The following is a 19,880-nucleotide window of genomic DNA, read 5'->3' as shown; positions in this document are numbered from 1 at the left end:
ATGCAGATTGATGTGCGTGGCAAGGTTGCGCTGGTCACGGGAAGCTCCTCGGGTATCGGCGTTGGATGTGCCCATGTGCTGAGTAGTGCTGGTGCCCGGGTGATCATCACCGGCCGCCGACGTGACCAACTCGAGCAGGTGGCCGCCAGTGTTGCCGAACTGGGGTATGAAACTCCCGCGGTCGTCGCCGCTGACGTGTCGAGCGGACACGGGGTCTCGCGCCTGCTTGATTCGGTCGCGGCGTTGGGCGAGCGCGTCGACATTCTCGTCAACAATGCCGGTGGGTCACGGCCCACTCCGCTGGATGCGGGAGACGAGTTCTGGGACGAAGCCCTCGGATTGAACTTCACGGCGGCGCGGAGGCTGACCGGGGCGCTGCTGCCCGCGATGCAGGACGCCGGCTGGGGGCGTGTGATCAACGTCAGCGGCTCTATGGAGCCCCGCTCGCTCAACGCGGCGTCTGCTGCGAAGGCAGCGCTCCACGTCTGGTCCAAGGGTCTGTCGTGCGATGTCGCCGGCGACGGTATCACCGTCAATTGCATTGCACCGGGCAGGATTACGAGCGAGCAGACGATGAACAGGCTGCATCCGGACCCTGCGGCACGGGATGAGTTCATCCGCCGGAACATTCCGGTGGGCCGCTTCGGAGAGCCCGATGAAATCGGTCATGCGGTGGCCTTTCTCGCCTCACCGCTGGCGGACTACATCACCGGCGCGGTGCTTCCTGTGGACGGCGGCATGCACTACTTCGCCCACTAGCACGATGGCAACCACCCAGCCGGCGACAGGGCTGCGATCGTGCCTGTTCGTCCCCGCGTCGAATGAACGCCTCCTGGCCTCCGCGCGCACGGCCCCGGCCGACATGATCATCATCGACTTGGAGGATTCGGTGATTCCGCAGGAGAAGAAGACTGCCCGACAGTGTGCAGTCGACGCTATCTCCTCGGGCGGTTGGTCGAGCCCGCGCCTGAGTGTGCGCGTGAACGCTTGGGAATCGCCGTGGCTTCTTACCGATGTCGCCGAACTCGTTCGTGGGTGCCGTGCGAACATCGACTCGATCATGCTGCCGAAGACCCGGTCGGCGGTCGACGTGATCTGTCTCGATCGGATCCTCGGCCAACTCGAATGCGAGGGCAGCCTCGTGCCGGGCGGCATTCGCATCGACGCGCTGATCGAGGATGCAGCGGGGTTCGCTCAGCTCGATTCCATCGCCTCCGCTGGGCAGCGCCTGCGCTGCTTGTGTTTTGGTGCGGTCGATCACCGTGCATCGATGGGATTCCGGGCCGGTGCCGCAGGGGATCTTCAGCAATCGGCGCGACTGGCGATCGTCGGCGCTGCGCGGGCGAACGACAAGCTTGCCGTTGACGGACCCTTCACTCAGGTCCGCGATGCGGAGCCGTTTCGCGTGGACATGATGCGGTGTGCCAGTGAGGGATTCGACGGACGCCTGCTCCTGCATCCCGCGCAGATAGAGATCGCCCACGCCGAATTTGTACCTACCGCAGAAGAAACGACACTGGCCACACGCATCGTCTCCGCACTCGATCACTCGGCTTTGATGGGGAGCGGCGTTGCCGTCCTCGACGGGGTGATGGTGGACGAGGCCACACAGAAATGGGCGCAGCGGATCATCGCCAGGATCGAGCCCACCACACGCGTGAATGGTGAGGCTCCCATGAAAGGAACCCCATGAGTCGACTTGTGACCACAGACGGCCTCACCGAGGACCAGCGTCAGGTACTCGAAGTCGTGCGGAAGTTCGTGGACAAGCAGATCCTTCCGGTTGCCACCGAACTCGAACACCGCGACGAATACCCCACGGCCATCGTCGACGGTCTGAAAGAACTCGGCGTATTCGGGCTGATGATCCCAGAGGAGTACGGGGGAGTCGGTGAGTCGCTGCTGACCTATGCGTTGGTGGTTGAGGAGATCGCCCGAGGCTGGATGAGCGTGTCCGGTGTGATCAACACTCACTTCATTGTCGCCTACATGCTGATGCGGCACGGAACCGAGGAGCAGAAGCGCAGGTACCTGCCGCGGATGGCGACGGGAGAGGTACGCGGTGCGTTCAGCATGAGCGAACCTGCGCTCGGCTCGGATGTCGCGGCGATCACGACGAAGGCGACCAGGCACGACGACGGTTCGTACTCGATCACCGGCCAGAAGATGTGGCTGACCAACGGCGCATCCTCGAATCTCGTTGCGGTACTGACCAAGACCGATGAGGGGGCCGAGTCGGTCTACCGGAACATGACGACCTTCCTCGTCGAGAAGGTGCCCGGGTTCGGCGAGACAGCCGAGGGCGTCACGATCCCCGGCAAGATCGACAAGATGGGCTACAGGGGCATCGACACCACGGAGATGGTTTTCGACGAGCATCGTTCGTCGAGCGATCAGATCCTCGGTGGAGTCCCCGGCAAGGGCTTCTACCAGATGATGGACGGGGTCGAGGTCGGCCGGGTCAACGTAGGTGCCCGCGCGGTGGGCATCGCGAATCGAGCGTTCGAACTTGCCATTGCCTACGCCCAGCAGCGGGAGACGTTCGGTAAGCCGATTGCCCAGCACCAGGCGATCCTGTTTCGCTTGGCAGAGATGGCCACCAAGATCGAGGCGGCCCATTCGATGGTCGTTCGCGCGGCTCGCCTGAAGGATTCCGGGAAACGCAACGATGTCGAGGCAGGGATGGCCAAGATGCTGGCATCCGAGTACTGCAACGAGGTCGTCGAGAGTGCGTTCCGGATCCATGGTGGATATGGCTACTCGAAGGAGTACGAGATCGAGCGCCTCTACCGCGAGGCAGCCTTCATGCTCATAGGCGAGGGTACGTCCGACATCCAGAAGCTGATCATCGGTCGGAGTTTGCTGAAGGAATACCAGCTCTGAACGATGAGGTCGGGGGTCATACGCACACCGTGGCCCTCGACCGGTTTCCGAACTGGTAACAGTCAGGCAATTCATCGACTGTTAAGCTTGCATCAAGGGTTACAGCGCGTGAGGGGATGGATCAATGACAGGGCCAGAGGCTGGGCCGTTCGTTGCGCAGCAGGTGCTTCGGCCACGTGAACAGGTACAGAAGCAGATCACGGACGCTATTTTGGACGGACGGTTCGCGCAGGGAGAGAAGTTGCCGTCGGAGAACGCGCTGGCCGACATGTTCGGTGTCAGCCGGCCGACCGTCCGAGAGGCACTCGGATCACTGGTGGCTGCCGGACTGGTTCGCAAGATCCCCGGCGTCAGCGGCGGGTCCTTCGTCCGTGAGGTCGACAGCAAGGCGCTGGGTCGGATGCTCCAGGACTCCATGCTGCACGTGCTGCGGCTCGGATCTCTCAACATCGAGGAAGTGAGCGAGGCCAGAGAGATCGTCGAGGTTCCCTGCGCCCGCCTCGCGGCGCGCAACCGCACCGACGAGCAGGTCGCTGCCGCACGTGCGGTCATCTCGCGGCAGAAAACAATCGACCTGTTCGACCCTCAGGTCTCGGTACTGGACCAGGAGTTCCACCGCATCATCGCAGAGTCGACAGAGAACCGTCTACTTGTGGCCTTCGTGCAGGCACTACATGCGTGCACCGCGCCGGTCAGCTACCTCGAACTGACGCCGGAGGTGGGTCACGAGACGATCCGTCAGCACACGAGGATCATCAAGGCGGTCGAGGCCCGTGACGAACAAGCGGCCGCTGAGGCGATGCACGAACACCTGACGTACGTCCGTCGGCGGAGCCGCGACTACCCCGAGACCAAATCCTGAGGCCCAACAGGGCAACGATTCGGGGAGGTTTCCACTACCGGAGCCCTCCTCGAATCGCCTCTTCATCGAAGCCACCCGTAGCGATGACGTGCCGACGCGACCCGGGTGTGGTCGACGCGTAGGCCGTCCCACCGCTTGGCCGCGAACCAGACCCGCATTTCCGGAGCGCCGGTCAGGAAGGCCGGGACAAGCGATCGATGCACTGGTCGCGGAGTTTGGCGATGGTCGAATTGCCGAGGGCGCGGGCGGCGGGGGAGCCGAGCAGGCGGATCAGGCGGGTGTGGAATTCTCTGGTGGTGAGGCCGAACCGGACGTAAGCCTCTTCGTCGTTGCCGCCGTACGGGGCCCATTCGGTGGCGAATTCCAGGATGTCGATCTCGTGCGGGCTCATCTGAATCCCTGCGGAGTCGGCGATTTCGCGGGCCTTGTGCACCAGGGCGTCGATTCGCGTGACGGTTGGGTTCCTGCGGGTACACATACAATTGCTCTTTGGTCGCCATTCACATCCGCTCGAACACGGCGGCTAGACCCTGGCCGCCGCCGATGCACATCGTCTCGATCCCGTAGCGCGCCTGCCGACGCTGCATCTCCCGCAGCAGATTCGCCATGATGCGTCCTCCTGTCGCACCGATCGGATGCCCGAGCGAGATACCTGAACCGTTCACGTTGACCCTGTCGAGGTCAGCTTCCGTGAACTTCCATTCGCGGAAGCACGCCAACACCTGGGCCGCGAAGGCCTCGTTCAGTTCGATGAGGTCGATATCGGACCACTGCAGCCCTGCGCGCACGAGCGCCGCATGTGTCGCGGGGACGGGGCCGATGCCCATTCGTGACGGCTCCACCCCGGCCAGCGACCAGCTGACCAGCCTGCCGTAGGGGCGCAGGCCGAGGGCATCGGCCCGCTCTGGTGTCGTTACGATCGCCACTGCGGCCGCATCGTTCTGGCCGCTCGAATTGCCCGCTGTGACAGTCGCTTCGGGGTCGACAGACGCGAGCAGGGGAGTCAATGCGGCCAGCTTGTCCATGGAGACGTCCGGCCGTGGATGCTCGTCGCGGACGATCACCCGCTCTGGGGTCTTCCGCGTGGCGGGGAGGATGACCGGGATGATCTCGTCGTTGAACAGCCCCTGGTCTATCGCTCCCACCGCGCGGCGGTGCGAGCGCAGCGCCCACTCATCCTGCTCGGTGCGGCTGATTCCATGGTCACGCCGGAGATTCTCTGCGGTTTCTATCATTCCGCCCGGTACCGGGAATCGCTTACCCCCAGAGTTCGTGCGAGGCTCGGCGAGCCTATCCTTCACGACAGGAGTTCCGCCTTGATTCCACCGAGCGTCCGCCAGATACAGCTCGGTCTGGCTCATACTCTCAGCGCCGCCGGCGAGGACTAAGTCCGACCCGCCGCTCGCGACCTGCATGCAGGCATAGATCACCGCCTGCAGCCCTGATCCGCACCGGCGGTCGACCTGAAGCCCTGGGACCGTGATGTCCAGCCCGGCATCCAACGCGGCAATCCGACCGAGTGCAGCTGCTTCGCCATTCGGGTAGCCCTGCCCGAAGATCAGATCGTCGACATCGGCGGAAGCGATGCCCGTCCGGTTGACGAGGCCTCTGATGACAGTGGATGCAAGCTCAGCCACCGGAACGTCCTTGAAGGCGCCGCCGTAGCGGCCGACCGGTGTCCTGACGGGCTCGCAGATGACTGCGTCGCGCATGAAAGATCTCCTAAACGCTGGATTCGCCGCCATCGACGGCGATGGTCTGGCCGGTGAGGAAGGTCGGGGCGTCCAGCGCCAGATACCGGACTACGTTGGCGACTTCCTCGGGCTCGCCCATTCGATGGGCAGGGATGCGGCGAAGCACCTTCTTCATAGCTTCGGCGTTTCCACGCAACTCGGCATTGATGTCGGTGGCGATGTAGCCAGGTGCGACCGCGTTGATCTGTGCGCCGAACCGTGCCCATTCGGCGGCAGCCGCGCGCGTGAAGTTGATCACCGCCCCTTTAGAAGCGCAGTAGGACGTGTATCCCGGTCGGCCGACGAGGCCGAACACGGAGGCAACATTCACCGCCCGCCCGGAACCGACCGACGCGAAATGTCTTGCCGCAGCACGTGAACAGTGGAACATGCCGCGGACATTGATGTCGAAGATGCGTTGCCAGTCCGCATCGGTCAGATCGACGAGATTCCGCTGCAACGCGACACCGGCGTTGTTGATCAGAATGTCGAGTCGACCGAGTTCGTTCAGGCATGTCGCGAAGAGGCGGTCAACGGAGGACTCGTCCGAGATATCGGTAACGCAGGCAAGAGATTTCACCCCGAGTGCGCTGATCTCTTCCGTCAGGGACCGGAGTTCGTCGGCGCTGCGCGCCGCAAGAACGGTCTGTACCCCCGACTCGGCGAGAGCGAGCGCCATGGCTCTGCCTAATCCGCGGCTGGCACCAGTGACGATGGCGACTGAAGGCGACATGTCCACATGTTGTCTGACAATTACCACAATGTCAATATTGAAGTGTAATGCTTTGAACCTGGCCTGACGCCGAGGCTGAGCGCGATACTGCAGCCGGAACCAACGCCTCGCAGTCCTCGAACACGTCCAGCCGCGGAGCGGGGGCCCAGGATCTACCCAGCGCCAACAGCTTTCGGTCGTGTGCCACGCGCAGCGCCATGATCAGATCAGGAGCCGGGTCGACGAAGTGCCGGTAGGTTCCTGCGCATCTGGAGCAGCGACGGTTGGAATATGACAATGCCGAGAATCAGCGCAACGATTCGGCGGTCCTGACCGGCGCGCCGAGTGAACCGCCCCGACTTTCTTGCCGCTTCCTTCTTTGTGGAGGATGTGGCCCATGCCCAAGCGTTATCCGATCGAGCAGCGTGAGCGTGCGGTGAAGATGGTGATGGACCGACTCGGCGGGTATCCGTCGGCGTATGCCGCCTGCCAGGCCCTCGCACCGAAACTCGGCGTTCACGCCGAGACGCTGCGTGTCTGGGTGAAGCAGGCCCAGATCGACACCGGCAAAGCTCCCGGGGCGACAACGGCGGAGCAGGCACGGATCAAGGAACTCGAACGAGAAGTGCGAGATCTGAAGGAAGCCAACGAGATTCTGAAAGCGGCTTCGATTTTCTTCGCGTCAATGTCAAGATCGTAAGTGCCCGGTGGGGTTCGCTCCTTTCTTCGCTGCCCCGGCTGTGAACACTGGTGGCCTGTCGCGATGTGCGGCCCCACCGGGCCCGACCGGTGGAGTTCGTGGCTTGATAGGAGCGCGCCGCAACCGCCCAATTGACGCGTGCCCTGCTACTTGTTGCCTCTCTGGTTTACGCAGCGTGCTCGACGCCGCAGGTGCCTGCGCGCCGACGGGGGATCTTTTTCCGGTGGTGCTGTCGAGAACACTCGTTACCTGGTGCGGCCGTACAGGCAAATATCAGCTCGCGCCGTGATCAGTTGGGATATTTGCTGCCGTCTGCGCAGCTCGGTGGGTCAATACTGGCCGGAATTGCGTGTAAGCGGAGACAGCGGACGGCTGCGCCCATAGCATTGCCTTCGGGTGCGACTGGTAGTGCCAACGAAGGCTCAAGCCCGGCTGTCCTACGGACAGGCAATATTCAGCCTTTCCAGGAACTATCCAAACCTTACTCTTCGGCCATCCTGGCGAAAGCCTTCAAGGGATGTGTCGGTCTGTGTGACAAAGTGTACGTCGGCGGCAATTTTGGCGATTGTGTACGGTGAAAGTTTGAACAAGAGTCTCGTTAAAAAGAATCATAATGGGCATTGGTCCAACACCGTCGAGAGCTTGAATCTGCGTGGGCTCCTGTTCGCTGGCATGACGGTCTTCATCGCCTACTTCGCAATCCGCCAATCCAGTCAAGGTCTGCCCTGGTTCTTTGTTCTGAACCCATATCTCAGCGCTGCAGCGTTCGCTATCGTCGTATGCAGAGTCCATCTTATGAGTTCAATCGAACCGGATATGGCCGAGTGGTGGGACTATACCATCGAGAACTCTCCTAAGATGCACAGAATCGCGGACTACGCGCTTGAGGGTCCTTGGTTATTCCTGCTAACGGCACTACCCTTCAGTTGTATCTCAATTACAACAATGGGGCTTACTTTTGGGCTCTGGTGTGGCCTTGAGGCGATTTATCTGCATATCGGTAGAGTTGCATTGAGCCTCGGTGATGAACAGGCCCCTGGGTGGATCGAGTCAAAGCGTCATGTTGATCGATGCTATCAAGTGCGGATACAGCACGAAATCGCCGTGGCGATACTTGTTATCATCGCTGGCTCGCTCGCTATTGTTGTGCAGAGATCTCACGGCAATCTGATCGCCGAGGTCCTATGTTGGGTGGTACTGTTGTCGGTGCTCCTTATCGAGACGTTTGTCGAGGCTGCGAGAAATCCTTGGCACAACGATTCGCTACCGCTCCCCGACTTACCGACACATGGTTGATCTAGTTGCCCTTAGCAAAGCCATGCACCAACTGCTGGATGGAGGTGTGCGACAAGGTCGGGCGGGTGCTGAAATCACACAGTTAGTTGTGGAATGCTGCGGACCTCGTCGAGAACATCGGCGAGTTCGTTTGCCGCGCTTGCGGTATCGGTGGGCGCGGCACCGATGTCCCTCATGAACGCGTCCGTGCTGGTTAGAGGTGATATCGAGCTTGCCAATATCTTGCCAAGACGGGCCGATACGACGCGGACCAGGCAATACGAACTGGACGGTGAAAAGCCTTCGACCTGGACGGGAAAGCGGCAGCCGGACACCACAGGATGAAATGCGGTTCCCTGGGGGTCAGGTGGTCGCAGGTTCAAATCCTGTCAGCCCGACAGTGCAGAACCCCTTCCGACCTCGGTCGGAAGGGGTTTTATTGTGAATCCCACTGGTGAGATTCGAGGCTACTCCACAGAAACGTCACACTTTGGCCTCCTTACCGGCCGGTGGCCCATCGTTCGAGCACGTCCCGGTGTCGGGCGCGGTCTGCGGGATGTCGATGTAGTGCTTCTTGGCCACCGCCTCGGTGTTGCCCAGTTGGCGGACCGCCCGCCCGGGGTCGCCGTAAACCCGGTCGACCTCGGTTCCCGCGCCTCGGCGGAAGGTTCGCGGAGTCACCCACGAGAACTCGGTGCCACGGGCCGCTCGCCAGACCCTGCCGAAATTGGTCGGGCTTCGCGGTGTCTCCACGCGCGATGGGAACAGCAGCCCCATCGGATTGGGCCTACCGGATGCCTTCAGCTCGGTGATCGTCTCGTTGACCGCTTCGACGGAGTGCGGGGGCAGCAGGATGCGGCGCCAACTGTTGTCGGTCTTCGGTACCGGCTTGCGCTCCCATCCGCCGCGGCCTTCACCGCGCACTTCGATCAGTGTGCCGGTGACATCGAGGTATGGATCGCCCACCTGCACGTCGATCTCGTCCAGCAGTAGTGCGAATGTTTCGTGCGGACGCATCCCGGTGCCGGTGATGACGTCGATGACCCACACCAGCGTCCAGTCTCGCTTCGGCCCCGACCTGTGGGCAGGGGTGCCTGGGATCGCTTCACCGCGAGCCCAGGTGCGAACCTGCGCCCTGAAGGCGGGCAAGGCCTGCTGGTCCTTGACCTTGCCGCGGGCCTGATTCTTGCGCCTGGTGAAAGAGGCAACCCCATCGCGATGGGGTTCGTGTCGAGTGCGCCGTGCCTGACCGCGATGGCCATCATCGCTTTCAGGATGATCTTGTGCTGCTTGGCTTTTCGGCGTAGCTTCAGCGCGATGAGCCGTTTGAGGTGTCGATCCAGTTCACCCGCTGTGGCTTGCCAGACTTGCAAATGACCAACAGAATTCTCGATCTTGATCGTGTTGGGCTTCGCCCGCTTGTCGGTCGACACATAGATCTCACGGCGATAGTCCTCGATATTCCCTTCGGTGTAGGAGTCGTCACTGCTGAGTTCTGCAAGAAGTTCAGCCGCCAGGTCGATCAGTTTGGTATTGCGCGTAATTCGCGTGCTGCCAAGGACATCTTGGTAATCCCGCATCGCCTCGGCAAGCTTGTTGCGAGCGTCGTCGGCGCTTTCGCCGAACCTGGCTATCTGCTTTGCTCCAACTGTGCCGTAGTAGCGCACCGTGGTGCGCCACGTACCGTTCTTCTGTTTTTTTTGGGGGCGCTGGGTTTGCCGAAGGTGCCAATCGGTTTGGGTAGCCTGTTCATCGAGCTATGGCCTTGGTCTTAGCTTTCCCGGTCGCTTCCACCTTCCGCAGGGCGCCGTCGAGGTCGCGAAGCCTGGTCTTCGCTACGTGTCGGATCGGTTTCCGACTGCATCCCGAACGACAGTGACTGCGATCTTCCCGTGCCGTCCGGGCTTGATTCGTTCGCGTGGCATCAGGCGTCCTTGCCGTCCGCGCGCGCAACAGCGCGATTATTCATTTGTACTCCCGTAGATATCAATTTCGGGTGCTAGCCCGTCTTGTGCATTCCAATTCTACTGGGACACAGGGTTTTATGGAGAATACACCGCAAGGATGCGGGGCACCGTCTGCTTTTCGGCCGGGTCGTTAGCCTCGATTTTCGGCGGGCCCCGCTCGGCACGACCAAGTGCCATGTCACCGGCAATGGCCCCGACCCGGAATAGCTCGCCGAACCGCTCATTCAAACGCCCGCGCGGCGGCAATTGAGGATGTTCGGATGCGGGACGTCTTAGGCTCGCGACGTGCATCTGGAACTGATCACGATTGTTGTCACCGAGTACGACCCAGCGATTGACTTCTTCGTCGGGGCTTTGGGTTTCGATCTGGTCGAGGACTCGCTCGCGCTGACCAACGACGGTCGTCCGAAGCGGTGGGTCGTCGTTCGCCCGCCGGCAGCGTCCACCGGGATCTTGTTGGCTCGGGCCGATGGCGATCGACAGCTTCCGGCGATCGGGAATCAGGTGGCCGGTCGTGTCGGGTTCTTCCTTCGTGTCGACGACTTCGATGCGGCGTATCGGCGAATGACCTCGGCGGGAGTGGAATTCGTCAGTGATCCCCGCAGCGAGCCATACGGGCGGGTTGTTGTCTTCCTGGACATATCCAGGAACCGGTGGGACCTGCTCGGCCCAGCGTCTCCGTAATCCCGACTATCGCCTGCCCGTCGAAGCCATGGACTCGATGGCGGCCAGTGCAAATGGTCGCTTCAATCAGCGCGATCAGCGGCATTTCCGTGCTTTCGGGCGGTCCCGGATGTCGATCCGATGTGCTCGGTGCCGAGGGCCACCTCGCCGCGCGGCAAGGATGGTCGCCAGTGGTAGCAAGTCCGGTGATCTGCTGACCCTGGCGGACCGGCCCGGCGAGCCTGTCGGACGTCAACGGAGCCACGGGAAGTCCGCGCTGAGGACAGTGGGTCGATCAGGCGTTCCAGACGATCGAATAGTTGTCGGTGGGGTCTGCCACCATGACCCATATGGCGACAACTGATCCCCTGGCCCCACTCCAGTGGCTCAACGCATCCGAGAGCCAAGCGGACCCGCTGGGCGAGATCTTCAGCGTCGGCTTCTTCCGAAACCTCGACCCGTCGGAGGTGGTGCGCCGCTTCAGCAAAGGCGACGACTCCGGCCAGGAGTCGGACTTCGAAGAGCTCAACGACAGGATGGTCGAGTTCCTCGGCAAGACTGGCGGCGGGCACGGAGGCGGTCACGTGGGCGTGTTTCGGGCCGGTGCATGGAGCGTGGCCATCGAACCGGTCGGGTGGTGGATGACTGACCGTAAGACGCTGGCGGAACTATCGCGAGACTGTGAGGTCCTGGCGATCACCATCCACGGCTACGCCGAGCACAGCCTCGAGTACGCGATCGACGGGACGATCGTGACCGGCCACCGACTGGAGTACCCGCATATCCGTTGGGGTTGCGACCCCGACCGGCTCAACGACTACATGCGCGAGCTGGGCATGGAGCTGGACATGACCGACGATGACTATGTTTATGACGCCGATGAAGACGAGAGCGACTCGGACGCCTGGGACATCAGCTACAGCGCCGTCGTGCCGAGAGCCTTCGCCCTGGCGGCGAAGGTCACTGGGGTGTCGTTCACGGCAGACATGCTGGACCAGCCCCTGCTCGTCGGACCTATCGCCTGATGGTCACCTCCCGACCACACCACCGCTTGACCCGGTGCGCTTGCTGGTACGGCCGGTGAAGTCGTAGAACGCATCTCGGTCCGCTCTACATCCACCTGCCGGGCGACGTAGTCGACCGCGGCGTCGGAGATCTCGGCCCGGGCACGCGGAAACCGGCCCCGCTTGGTATAGAACCGGTGACATCGTCGTCTGCGTCCTGTGTTCGGGTATTCGAGGAGTGTGTAACGGACATCTCACCCCGGCCAGATGTGTGCAGTACGTACTCCATGTCGCATGAGCAGCGCGAAGAACAGCTCAGAATTCCTCTCTCAGTTCCACCACCAACCGGGTCGGCCGATTCAGTCAGCGCCCAGGAGGCATTTCGAGTGCCAGACAGGCTGTCCGACCGCGCGATAGGCGGCATGGCAGTGCGTCGTGGTGTCCGCCTTGCCGAGTGGTCCGGGTCCGCTGCCGACGAGACGCTGGTGCGGTGTCGACTGCGCGGGTGGTGGTAGAAACGAGACATGGTTGGTTTTCGCTTCGGGGTCAACATCGCGTTCCCGAACTCGCCTTCGAAGTGGGTAAGTCAAGCTCGCCGTGCGGAGATGCTCGGTTACGACGTACTCGCGGTGCCCGATCACCTCGGTGTGCTGGCTCCGTTGCCGACGTTACTGCTGGCGGCGCAGGCTACCGAGCGAATTCGGCTGGGCACCTTTGTGTTGAACACGCCGTTCTACAATCCGGTGCTGCTCGCTCGCGATATCGCCGCACTTGACCAGTTCAGTGGAGGCAGGATCGAGCTGGGGCTGGGCGCGGGATACGTAGAGGGCGAATTCGACACCGCCGCAATACCGTTCGCGGGCGCGGGCGCCCGCATCGACCATGTCGAGCAGACTGTGCTCACCATGCGCAAGCTCTACGCCGACCCCGGCTACCGCCCGGCGCCCGCGCGTCCGGAAGGCCCGGCGGTGCTGATCGCCGGATGGGGAAAACGGTTGCTGCGCATGGCCGCTCAGCACGCCGATGTGGTGAGTCTGTCCGGTGCCGTGCCCGCGAAATCCGGGCTGCCGACCGCCGCCGACCCGGACACGCTCGCCGAACGCGCCGAGTACGTGCGCGGCTTGCTCGGTGAGCGTCGCGATCAGGTGGAAATCAACGTCGCCATCTGGGGCGTGGCCTCCCCGTCCGAACGCGACACCCTTGGCCAACAGGTGCGCGCGTTTCTGCCCGGATTCACCGACGACCAGATCGATGCCACCCCCACGGTCATGGTCGGCACTCCTCGGCAGATCGCCGAAAACGTGCGCGAATTCCGCGAGCGCCACGGAATCACGTATTTCACTGTGCAGGAACCGGCTATGGAGAGATTCGCACCGGTCATCGAACTACTGAAGTAGCCGGCCCGAGCGGTTGCAGCAGCGGGCCGCCAGCAGGACGACATCCAGCCGGATCACGGTCCCACTGGGTCGAATAGCGCGCGTTGGCCGGTTGCGCCCGCCTCGCTCCGACACCAGCGCACGTTGCCGGTCTGACCATGCGCTGGAACTCCGGTCCGGTCGAGGGCCGGGTCAATCACATCAAAATGATCAAGAGGCAGATGTTCGGCAGGGCTGGCCTTCCACTGCTACGCAAACGCGTGCTTCTCACGACCGCGCGACGATGACGCCAGATCTGTGGTTCTGCGGCACAACACCTTTCGTCACGGAAGGTGGGCCAGAACCCAATCCTGACAGCAGTTGTTCGCGAACATCAACAGCGCTGGCGTTCGGCGGTGAGCCGATGTTCACGAATGATGACAGCGACGCGTCGTCCCACCTACCGCACCGGGTTGACGCGCGCCCAGCGGCATTTGCAGTTATGTCGAAGAAGGGCCAGTGCCTCTCCTCACCATGATCTCGGCCTGCACCGATGCCGAACTTGTCGGCGGCTGGTCGTAGCGTTCATGGAATGAACTGGAGACCGTGGTTGGAGCTGTGGAGCGAGGAATGGATCGCCAGCAGAGATCCTGATGAATCGCCCCGGTGAGTCCGGGGACTTCATCTTCTGTGAAGGATGGAGTCGTGTCGTCGAGGAAGAAGTATCCTGCCGAGCTGCGTGAGCGGGCTGTGCGGATGTTCGTGGAAATCCGTGATCAGCACGAGTCGGAGTGGGCCGCGATGAAGGCGGTCGCCGACCTGCTGGGTGTGGGGACGGCGGAGACGGTCCGTAAGTGGATCCGGCAGGGCCAGATCGACACCGGTGCCCGGCCGGGCATCACCAGCGAGGAGTCCGCGGAGCTGAAGCGGTTGCGGCGGGAGAACGCAGAACTTGAGCGCGCCAACGCGATTCTGAAATCGGCTTCGATTTTCTTCGCGTCGAATTGGACCGGCCACAGCGCTGACGGTCAGGTATATCAGCGAACACCGGGGCCATCGTGACAACGGTGGCCTGCGATGTGGTGTCGAGTCGATCTGCGCCGTGCTCGCCGAGCTCGGCGTGAAGATCGCCCCATCGACCTATTACGAACACCGCAACCGAACCCCGACCACACGGGAGAACCGCGACGAGGAACTGACTGCGCAGATCCGGCGTGTGCATGCCGAGAACTTCGGCGTGTATGGCGCGAGAAAGGTGTGGCTGCAACTGAATCGGGAAGGCATCGCAGTGGCCCGCTGCACGGTCGAACGGCTCATGCGGCAGGCCGGGCTGCGTGGTGCGGTGCGCGGACAAATCAAACGCACCACCATCGCCGATCCCGCGGCGGAACGGCCGGAGGATCTGGTGCAACGCAGATTCGCGCCGTCTGCGCCGAATCGTTTGTGGGTGGCGGACATAACCTATGTCCGGACGTGGTCGGGGTGGGTGTATGTCGCCTTCGTCGTCGACGCTTACGCGCGGCGGATCATCGGCTGGCGCACTGCCACGTCGATGACCACCTCACTGGTGCTCGACGCCATCGAGCATGCGATCTGGACCCGTGAGCGGCAAGGATGGGACGTGAAAGATGTTGTCCACCATAATGATCGAGGATCGCAATACACGTCGATAGCGTTCACCGAACGCCTCGCCGAGGCCGGCATCCAGCCCTCGGTCGGGGCGGTCGGCTCGTCGTATGACAACGCCCTCGCCGAGACGATCAACGGCCTGTTCAAGACTGAGCTGATAAAGCCCCGCGCTCCGTGGCGCACGGTCGATCAGGTCGAGTTGGCCACCGCCGAATGGGTGGACTGGTTCAACCAACGGCGGCTCTACCAACACTGCGGCGACATGCCGCCCGCCGAGATGGAGACCGCCTACTACGCTCAACAACCAGCCCGGCAACCCGCCGAGCTGTCACACCAATAAGTCTCCGGACTCACCGGGCGGATTCATGGCGATTCCGAGCACCCTTCTGATTCGGCATCCAGGTCGGCCCGCGGCAGAACGGTGAATATGGCCAAATTTGATGCGCCAGAGCGTACTTGCGGGACCCGGGTTTGGTGACGCCGACCGGCTGGCGTGGCGAAGGTCTGTGGGGGAGTGACGGCGTGTGCGAGACTCGTTGCGCAGCAAGCGAGATCGGATAGAACGCGAGGAGTCAGGTGTCCTTCGAACAGTGGTGCACGCGTTGGGAATCAGTACCGTTGGCCGAGGCGGCAGAGCAGTACGACATCTGCAAAGCCAGCGACAACCATGTGGAGGACCTGGAAGACCTCTTCGGGGAGGAATCTGAGGACTTCTTCGTCCACCGCGGCGATCTCACCATTGACGGGCCGTTGTCGATAGGGAACGACCCTGGTCTGGCGCCCGACACCGTTTACGTCATCGACGGCGACCTGACGGTCAATGGGCCGATGCGCTTTCTGAACGCAGACGTCTACACACCGCTCTATGTCACCGGCTCGGTCACCGCGCGGCACCTGATGTGCCTCATGGACAGCAATCTGTTCATCGGCGGCTCACTCACTGTGGGGGGCCTGCTGATGACGGAACTCTCCGACATGGGAATGCTCGTCGTACACGGTGCTGCATCTGCGAGTGCGTGGCTCGAAACATGGGACAGGGGTGAGGTCATCTTTGTCGATGATCTGAAGGCCCGTCGGCTGCGCATGTCCGAGGGCGAATACCTCGAAGACTCCGACGCGGATGATGCGGCTGACATCCTGTTGCCTGAGTTCCTGGACGGCGACACCAACGATGTCCCGGAAAAGCTCTGGGCCGCCGCGCTCGTAGGACATCCCCTACTGCGCCCCTGATTCCTGTCGGTTCGACCGGCTGAAACCGCCTGGCGGCCATACGAACTCGGGCCGCCGAGCTGTAGCTCAGCGGCCCGAATCGGGTGATCGACTAGGTCGAGTCGCCCGATAAGGTGAATCTATCGGCCCCGTTGGCGGGGCCGGTCGTGCATCATGGCCGCCGTGGTGACCGTGATCGGCGATCGATACCAGGTACTGACCGACAAACAGTGGGAACTGCTCGAGTTGCTGCTGCCGAAATCGCAAGGGCACGTGGGTCGCAACTTCACCAACAATCGACTGATCGTGGAGGGGATGTTGTATCGGCTGCGGACCAGCGTGCCGTGGCGGGACCTGCCCGAACACTTCAGGCCGTGGCAGACGGTGCGGAAACGCTATCGCCGCTATGCCGCCGACGGCACCTGGGATCGAGTGCTGACCGCGTTGTTGGCCCTGGCCGACACGGAAGCGGGGGGAGTAGGTGTCGAATAGTTCAGTCGTACAGGTAGCGAGCCCCTGAAATCCGCAACCCACTACCGACTAGGGCCAGTCCACCGGCGGTTTACGGCTCGTCCAAATCGCTCAAAACCGTCTTGTAGTGAAGCTGCATTCCCATCTCGCCGCACCAACCATCTATAAACGCGATGCTGGTATCGCAGGCCCATTTAGCGCAGCCAGACGCGAGGCCACTGTCAGCCCGACGCACGAAACCCCTTCCGACCAGCATCGGAAGGGATTTTCTCGTTTCCGGAGATCACGCCTGAGTTGCTCGCGGTAATCGCGCATGGCCTCCGCCAGCCGGTTACGGGCGTCGTCGGCACTGACACCCATGCACTCGAGCTGCTGCGCACCGCCCGCACCGTAGTAGCGGACAGTGGTCCGCCAGCGCCCGTTGCGCTGCTTCTTCGGCTTGGTCGGTGTGCCGAAGGTTCCTACGGGCGTCCGACTCGGGACGGTGGGGAGTCGAGTCGTCCGGCGCTGCCGTCACCAGGGTGTCGAGGACGATCGGCCGACCGCTGTCCGCGGGCGGTTCGGTGTCGCCGCACAGCGCGATCGCCGCGGCCTGCGCGATGCGTGCCATTGCCGCCACGTTGGCGCTCCAGGCGGTGCGACGTCGCGGCGGAGGCGGAGGTGGCACCGGGACGGGAACCACTCCGGACCACAGGGCGCCGAGAAAGGCCGGGACGAAGATATGCGGGTCGGTGGCTTCCAGCGCAACCCGGTCACCGGGCCGCAGACCGGCCTCCCGCCATCCCGGTGCGGCCGACCGCACTCCCCGCAGCAGACCGTGTCGGCTGACCGTGATCCAGTCGCCGTCGTCTCGGAGATATTCATGGGCGGGGCATCGTCATTCTCGTAGCTGGCCAGAACTTCGGTTACCCAACCTTCGCGCATGTACCATTGCCCTTCTCACGCAGCCGATTTCGAACAGTCGACCAGTCGGCCCCGAGTTCCAGTACACGTCGAGGCCGGTTCGTCGACCATGCGCGAGATTGCGGAGTGTCCATCAATTCTTGCGGTGCACAGCGGCGAAATAGCGGGCGAAACACGGTGCGCTAGAGCAGCTTTGCGCGCTTCATCCACTGGTACGGCGATATCATGCGGGTAGCCTCGGCAATATGGTGTTCGACTCCGCGCGTCTGGATCTGCAGCCCTATGCCGGTTTCGATATGGATCGCTATGCTCGGCGGGCGTACTGCAGCTGGGAGGACGCCGGCTGGGAGTCGCTGCTCGTGCAGCGGTTCGAACACGTACCCGTCGCGGAGGACATGGCGCTGCCGGCGGCCGCGGATCTGCACCTGGTGCTGCCGGTCGCGGGACAAGGGGTGCTGCAGACGCGAAGCGGCGGGCGATGCACCCGCTTCAATTGGGCGCCGGGACGACTCGACCTGCGACTCCCGGATCAGCCGGTCCTGCGGAGCTATCGATGCGACGGGCCGATGCGCAGTCTGCAGGTCCACATCCCGCGCGGCACAATCGATTCGACCGCGGCGCAGTTGGGTGGCCGTGGTGTGGACTTCGAGGCAGTTGCCGCATCCTTGGCCGCGGGAGATCCGCTGGTCGAAGAGATCATTCGAGCGCTGGGTTCGTCCGGCGCGGAAGACGACCTCTACGCCGAGTCCGCCGCGGCCTTCCTGAGCATGCATCTACTCACTCGCCATGCCCGGTCGGCGGCTCCCCGTGCACCGATACGGGAGGACAAGCGTGTCCACGCTGTGGTGGCGATAATGCATGATCGGATAGCCGATCCGGTCACCCTGGCCGATATCGCGGGCGAGGTGCACTTGAGCGTCTTCCACCTCGTCCGGGTCTTCAAGGACGTCACCGGGATGACGCCCTACCGCTACCTCACCCGGCTGCGAATCGAGGAGGCCAAGCGGCTGCTGCGCGACACCGACCTCCCGATCGCCCAGATCGCGTCGCGCTGCGGTTTCAGCAGTCCGGGCGCGCTGTCCGCCGCCTTCGTGCGGCACGCCGGAACCCGCCCCTCGACCTATCGCAATCGTTGACCGCAGCACAGCAATCTCGAGCATGGAAGCGCTGACGGACCCGGCCATAGGGTCTTGTCATGCAATCGTATGACGTCATCGCGGCCTCGGCGGCACCACCGGCAGCGGTGTGGGGGTTGCTGCTCGATGCGCAGAGCTGGCCCGCATGGTCACGGGTGGATGCGCTGGAATCAGAGCTGTCCCAAGGCCTCTCATCTGAAGGACGAGATGGTGTCGGAGCAACCCGAGCCTTTCGCACCGGGAAGGTGGTCACCAAGGAGCGGATCACCTCCCTCGAGCCGCTACGCCTGTTCGCATACGAGGGCGTAGAAAACCCCCAGATGGCCGACTACCGGGCCGCCGTGGAACTACTGGAGACACCTGATGGCAGAACACAAATCCGCTGGCACGGAACATACTTCGCGCACCGGGGCATGCGCTGGTTCTTCGAGTGGTACCTCCGTCGCTTCATGCAGTCAATGGCGAACGGACTGGCGGAGTACGCCGCTACTCCGGACGTTCTCCGGACCCACCGCGGTTGATCAGGGGCATCGAGCGGGCGGAGATCATCCCAGTGCGGTCACGGATTCCGGCGCTCGTCGGTGATCAGGACGGGAAGAACGAGTAGGAGAACACCATGACCATAGCCACCCATCCGGCGCGTACCGCCAGCCAGGCTTTGCTGGCCGCGGTCCAGGTGCGTGACAAGGACGCCTGGCTGGATCTTTTCGCGGTGGACGCCGTCGTTGAAGACCCGGTCGGCCCTTCGGTTTTCGATCCGGAAGGTAAGGGACATCGGGGCCGTGACGCCATCGCGGCGTTTTGGGACAAGGCGATCGCGCCCAGCGAGTCGATCGAGTTCCTGTTCGAGGACTCCTTCGCCTGCGGGAATGAAATCGCCTTCACCGGCAAGGTCCGCAGCCATAACGGCGGCCAGGTGATCGATGCAGACGGTGTGTTCACCTACCGGGTGGACGAGGCGGGCAAGATCGTCGCTATGCGCGCCTTCTGGGAGACCGAGCGCACTATGCAGACCATGAGACCTGCCTGACTTCAGGCGATTTCACTGGAGAGGCGTCGCATGGATGCCCCGTCCTTCAGGCGCGGATTCCGGTCGGTTCCGTCGGCGAACCGAACGCATTCGGTCAGTCGCGCCCTACTCAGGATTCGTGCCTGATGTGCGAACCCGTCGTCGCCGAGGACCACGATCCGAGGAGTTCTTCGACAGCGCAACGACGGGATCCGCTGTGCCGGTTCGGCCTGTCGAACGCACTGCTGCGCAAGCCGACAGGAACAATCGGCGGAGACCATCGGCAGCCGGAGGCGACGACAACACCCGCGATCGGGACCTCCGAGCTGACAGTCGGAACAAACTATCCGCGTCAGGCAGTGGCAGAAG

The 19,880-nt window shown here is 62.8% G+C and carries 20 protein-coding genes and 1 pseudogene; 16 read left to right on the top strand and 5 right to left on the bottom strand.

Annotated elements, in window-relative coordinates:
* The 4 genes from ACQP0C_RS27505 to ACQP0C_RS27490 all read left to right on the top strand — a co-directional run bounded on the left by ACQP0C_RS27505 (position 1) and on the right by ACQP0C_RS27490 (position 3,745).
* Positions 1 to 759, top strand: a complete 759-nt coding sequence (locus tag ACQP0C_RS27505; protein WP_433724511.1) for an SDR family NAD(P)-dependent oxidoreductase — start codon at positions 1 to 3, stop codon at positions 757 to 759.
* A 4-nt stretch (positions 760 to 763) separates the two neighbouring features.
* On the top strand, positions 764 to 1,693 hold the full coding sequence (locus ACQP0C_RS27500; protein WP_433724509.1) for an HpcH/HpaI aldolase/citrate lyase family protein: 930 nt from the start codon (positions 764 to 766) through the stop codon (positions 1,691 to 1,693).
* Positions 1,690 to 2,883 (top strand): acyl-CoA dehydrogenase family protein, encoded by a 1,194-nt coding sequence (locus tag ACQP0C_RS27495; protein WP_433724507.1) that lies wholly within the window; start codon positions 1,690 to 1,692, stop codon positions 2,881 to 2,883. Before ACQP0C_RS27500 ends, ACQP0C_RS27495 begins: the two co-directional genes overlap by 4 nt.
* Before the next feature lie 124 nt (positions 2,884 to 3,007).
* On the top strand, positions 3,008 to 3,745 hold the full coding sequence (locus tag ACQP0C_RS27490; protein WP_433724505.1) for a FadR/GntR family transcriptional regulator: 738 nt from the start codon (positions 3,008 to 3,010) through the stop codon (positions 3,743 to 3,745).
* Positions 3,746 to 3,917: 172 nt separating this feature from the next.
* Here ACQP0C_RS27490 and ACQP0C_RS27485 read toward each other — a convergent pair whose 3' ends face one another.
* The 3 genes from ACQP0C_RS27485 to ACQP0C_RS27475 are packed head-to-tail and all read right to left on the bottom strand — an operon-like array spanning position 3,918 to position 6,211.
* A complete protein-coding gene (locus ACQP0C_RS27485) occupies positions 3,918 to 4,223 on the bottom strand; it encodes a DUF3263 domain-containing protein (RefSeq protein WP_433724503.1) in 306 nt (101 codons plus the stop codon).
* 22 nt (positions 4,224 to 4,245) lie between these two features.
* Positions 4,246 to 5,457 (bottom strand): acetyl-CoA C-acetyltransferase, encoded by a 1,212-nt coding sequence (locus ACQP0C_RS27480; protein WP_433724501.1) that lies wholly within the window; start codon positions 5,455 to 5,457, stop codon positions 4,246 to 4,248.
* A 10-nt stretch (positions 5,458 to 5,467) separates the two neighbouring features.
* Entirely contained in the window at positions 5,468 to 6,211 is a 744-nt protein-coding gene (locus tag ACQP0C_RS27475) for an SDR family NAD(P)-dependent oxidoreductase (RefSeq protein WP_433734669.1), read from the bottom strand.
* Between the two features lie 376 nt (positions 6,212 to 6,587).
* Here ACQP0C_RS27475 and ACQP0C_RS27470 point away from each other — a divergent pair, with 376 nt between their 5' ends.
* Positions 6,588 to 6,890, top strand: coding sequence for a transposase (locus ACQP0C_RS27470; protein WP_433724499.1), 303 nt, complete (start codon positions 6,588 to 6,590; stop codon positions 6,888 to 6,890).
* Positions 6,891 to 7,472: 582 nt separating this feature from the next.
* Complete coding sequence (locus ACQP0C_RS27465; RefSeq protein WP_433724497.1) at positions 7,473 to 8,186, top strand: hypothetical protein; 714 nt, start codon at positions 7,473 to 7,475, stop codon at positions 8,184 to 8,186.
* Between the two features lie 462 nt (positions 8,187 to 8,648).
* On the opposite strand, the gene ACQP0C_RS27460 is transcribed toward ACQP0C_RS27465, so the two are convergent.
* Complete coding sequence (locus ACQP0C_RS27460; protein WP_433724495.1) at positions 8,649 to 9,215, bottom strand: hypothetical protein; 567 nt, start codon at positions 9,213 to 9,215, stop codon at positions 8,649 to 8,651.
* 281 nt (positions 9,216 to 9,496) lie between these two features.
* Here ACQP0C_RS27460 and ACQP0C_RS27455 point away from each other — a divergent pair, with 281 nt between their 5' ends.
* The 7 genes from ACQP0C_RS27455 to ACQP0C_RS27425 all read left to right on the top strand — a co-directional run bounded on the left by ACQP0C_RS27455 (position 9,497) and on the right by ACQP0C_RS27425 (position 16,484).
* Positions 9,497 to 9,940 (top strand): hypothetical protein, encoded by a 444-nt coding sequence (locus ACQP0C_RS27455; protein ID WP_433724494.1) that lies wholly within the window; start codon positions 9,497 to 9,499, stop codon positions 9,938 to 9,940.
* 477 nt (positions 9,941 to 10,417) lie between these two features.
* Entirely contained in the window at positions 10,418 to 10,816 is a 399-nt protein-coding gene (locus ACQP0C_RS27450) for a VOC family protein (RefSeq protein ID WP_433724492.1), read from the top strand.
* A 329-nt stretch (positions 10,817 to 11,145) separates the two neighbouring features.
* On the top strand, positions 11,146 to 11,820 hold the full coding sequence (locus ACQP0C_RS27445; protein WP_433724490.1) for a DUF6461 domain-containing protein: 675 nt from the start codon (positions 11,146 to 11,148) through the stop codon (positions 11,818 to 11,820).
* Between the two features lie 503 nt (positions 11,821 to 12,323).
* On the top strand, positions 12,324 to 13,196 hold the full coding sequence (locus ACQP0C_RS27440) for a TIGR03621 family F420-dependent LLM class oxidoreductase (RefSeq protein WP_433724488.1): 873 nt from the start codon (positions 12,324 to 12,326) through the stop codon (positions 13,194 to 13,196).
* A gap of 663 nt (positions 13,197 to 13,859) precedes the next feature.
* Positions 13,860 to 15,123 (top strand): IS3 family transposase gene (locus ACQP0C_RS27435; protein ID WP_433724486.1). Its coding sequence is split into 2 segments (ribosomal slippage): positions 13,860 to 14,155 and positions 14,154 to 15,123, totalling 1,266 coding nucleotides; the frame shifts between segments, so codons are not numbered across the junction.
* Positions 15,124 to 15,359: 236 nt separating this feature from the next.
* The gene (locus ACQP0C_RS27430; protein ID WP_433724484.1) at positions 15,360 to 16,013 is read left to right on the top strand and encodes a hypothetical protein; all 654 of its coding nucleotides are present in this window, start codon (positions 15,360 to 15,362) and stop codon (positions 16,011 to 16,013) included.
* A gap of 162 nt (positions 16,014 to 16,175) precedes the next feature.
* Positions 16,176 to 16,484: a transposase gene (locus tag ACQP0C_RS27425; RefSeq protein WP_433724482.1), complete on the top strand. Its 309-nt coding sequence runs from the start codon at positions 16,176 to 16,178 to the stop codon at positions 16,482 to 16,484.
* Positions 16,485 to 16,794: 310 nt separating this feature from the next.
* Here ACQP0C_RS27425 and ACQP0C_RS27420 read toward each other — a convergent pair.
* Positions 16,795 to 17,319, bottom strand: a pseudogene (locus tag ACQP0C_RS27420) (hypothetical protein); the annotation flags it as partial.
* Between the two features lie 292 nt (positions 17,320 to 17,611).
* On the opposite strand from ACQP0C_RS27420, the gene ACQP0C_RS27415 reads away from it, so the two are divergent.
* From ACQP0C_RS27415 to ACQP0C_RS27405, 3 genes are all read left to right on the top strand, one after another.
* Positions 17,612 to 18,502 carry a helix-turn-helix domain-containing protein gene (locus ACQP0C_RS27415; RefSeq protein ID WP_433724480.1) on the top strand — a complete coding sequence of 297 codons (891 nt, stop codon included), beginning with the start codon at positions 17,612 to 17,614 and terminating at the stop codon, positions 18,500 to 18,502.
* A gap of 59 nt (positions 18,503 to 18,561) precedes the next feature.
* Positions 18,562 to 19,023, top strand: coding sequence for an SRPBCC family protein (locus tag ACQP0C_RS27410; RefSeq protein ID WP_433724478.1), 462 nt, complete (start codon positions 18,562 to 18,564; stop codon positions 19,021 to 19,023).
* 95 nt (positions 19,024 to 19,118) lie between these two features.
* Entirely contained in the window at positions 19,119 to 19,532 is a 414-nt protein-coding gene (locus tag ACQP0C_RS27405; RefSeq protein WP_433724476.1) for a nuclear transport factor 2 family protein, read from the top strand.
* Positions 19,533 to 19,880 lie beyond the last annotated feature (348 nt).

It is taken from the genome of Nocardia sp. CA-129566 (assembly GCF_050956075.1).
In the GTDB taxonomy this organism is placed as follows: domain Bacteria; phylum Actinomycetota; class Actinomycetes; order Mycobacteriales; family Mycobacteriaceae; genus Nocardia.
The sequence above is the reverse complement of the archived record's forward strand: the minus strand, read 5'-3'. Positions and strand labels throughout refer to the sequence as shown.

Coding starts and splice junctions, on each gene's coding strand:
- ACQP0C_RS27480 (WP_433724501.1), bottom strand. CDS start 5,457: ATGCGCGACGCAGTCATCTGCGAGCCCGTCAGGACACCGGTCGGCCGC.
- ACQP0C_RS27405 (WP_433724476.1), top strand. CDS start 19,119: ATGACCATAGCCACCCATCCGGCGCGTACCGCCAGCCAGGCTTTGCTG.
- ACQP0C_RS27500 (WP_433724509.1), top strand. CDS start 764: ATGGCAACCACCCAGCCGGCGACAGGGCTGCGATCGTGCCTGTTCGTC.
- ACQP0C_RS27410 (WP_433724478.1), top strand. CDS start 18,562: ATGCAATCGTATGACGTCATCGCGGCCTCGGCGGCACCACCGGCAGCG.
- ACQP0C_RS27445 (WP_433724490.1), top strand. CDS start 11,146: ATGGCGACAACTGATCCCCTGGCCCCACTCCAGTGGCTCAACGCATCC.
- ACQP0C_RS27505 (WP_433724511.1), top strand. CDS start 1: ATGCAGATTGATGTGCGTGGCAAGGTTGCGCTGGTCACGGGAAGCTCC.
- ACQP0C_RS27415 (WP_433724480.1), top strand. CDS start 17,612: ATGGTGTTCGACTCCGCGCGTCTGGATCTGCAGCCCTATGCCGGTTTC.
- ACQP0C_RS27485 (WP_433724503.1), bottom strand. CDS start 4,223: ATGTGTACCCGCAGGAACCCAACCGTCACGCGAATCGACGCCCTGGTG.
- ACQP0C_RS27470 (WP_433724499.1), top strand. CDS start 6,588: ATGCCCAAGCGTTATCCGATCGAGCAGCGTGAGCGTGCGGTGAAGATG.
- ACQP0C_RS27440 (WP_433724488.1), top strand. CDS start 12,324: ATGGTTGGTTTTCGCTTCGGGGTCAACATCGCGTTCCCGAACTCGCCT.
- ACQP0C_RS27490 (WP_433724505.1), top strand. CDS start 3,008: ATGACAGGGCCAGAGGCTGGGCCGTTCGTTGCGCAGCAGGTGCTTCGG.
- ACQP0C_RS27475 (WP_433734669.1), bottom strand. CDS start 6,211: ATGTCGCCTTCAGTCGCCATCGTCACTGGTGCCAGCCGCGGATTAGGC.
- ACQP0C_RS27495 (WP_433724507.1), top strand. CDS start 1,690: ATGAGTCGACTTGTGACCACAGACGGCCTCACCGAGGACCAGCGTCAG.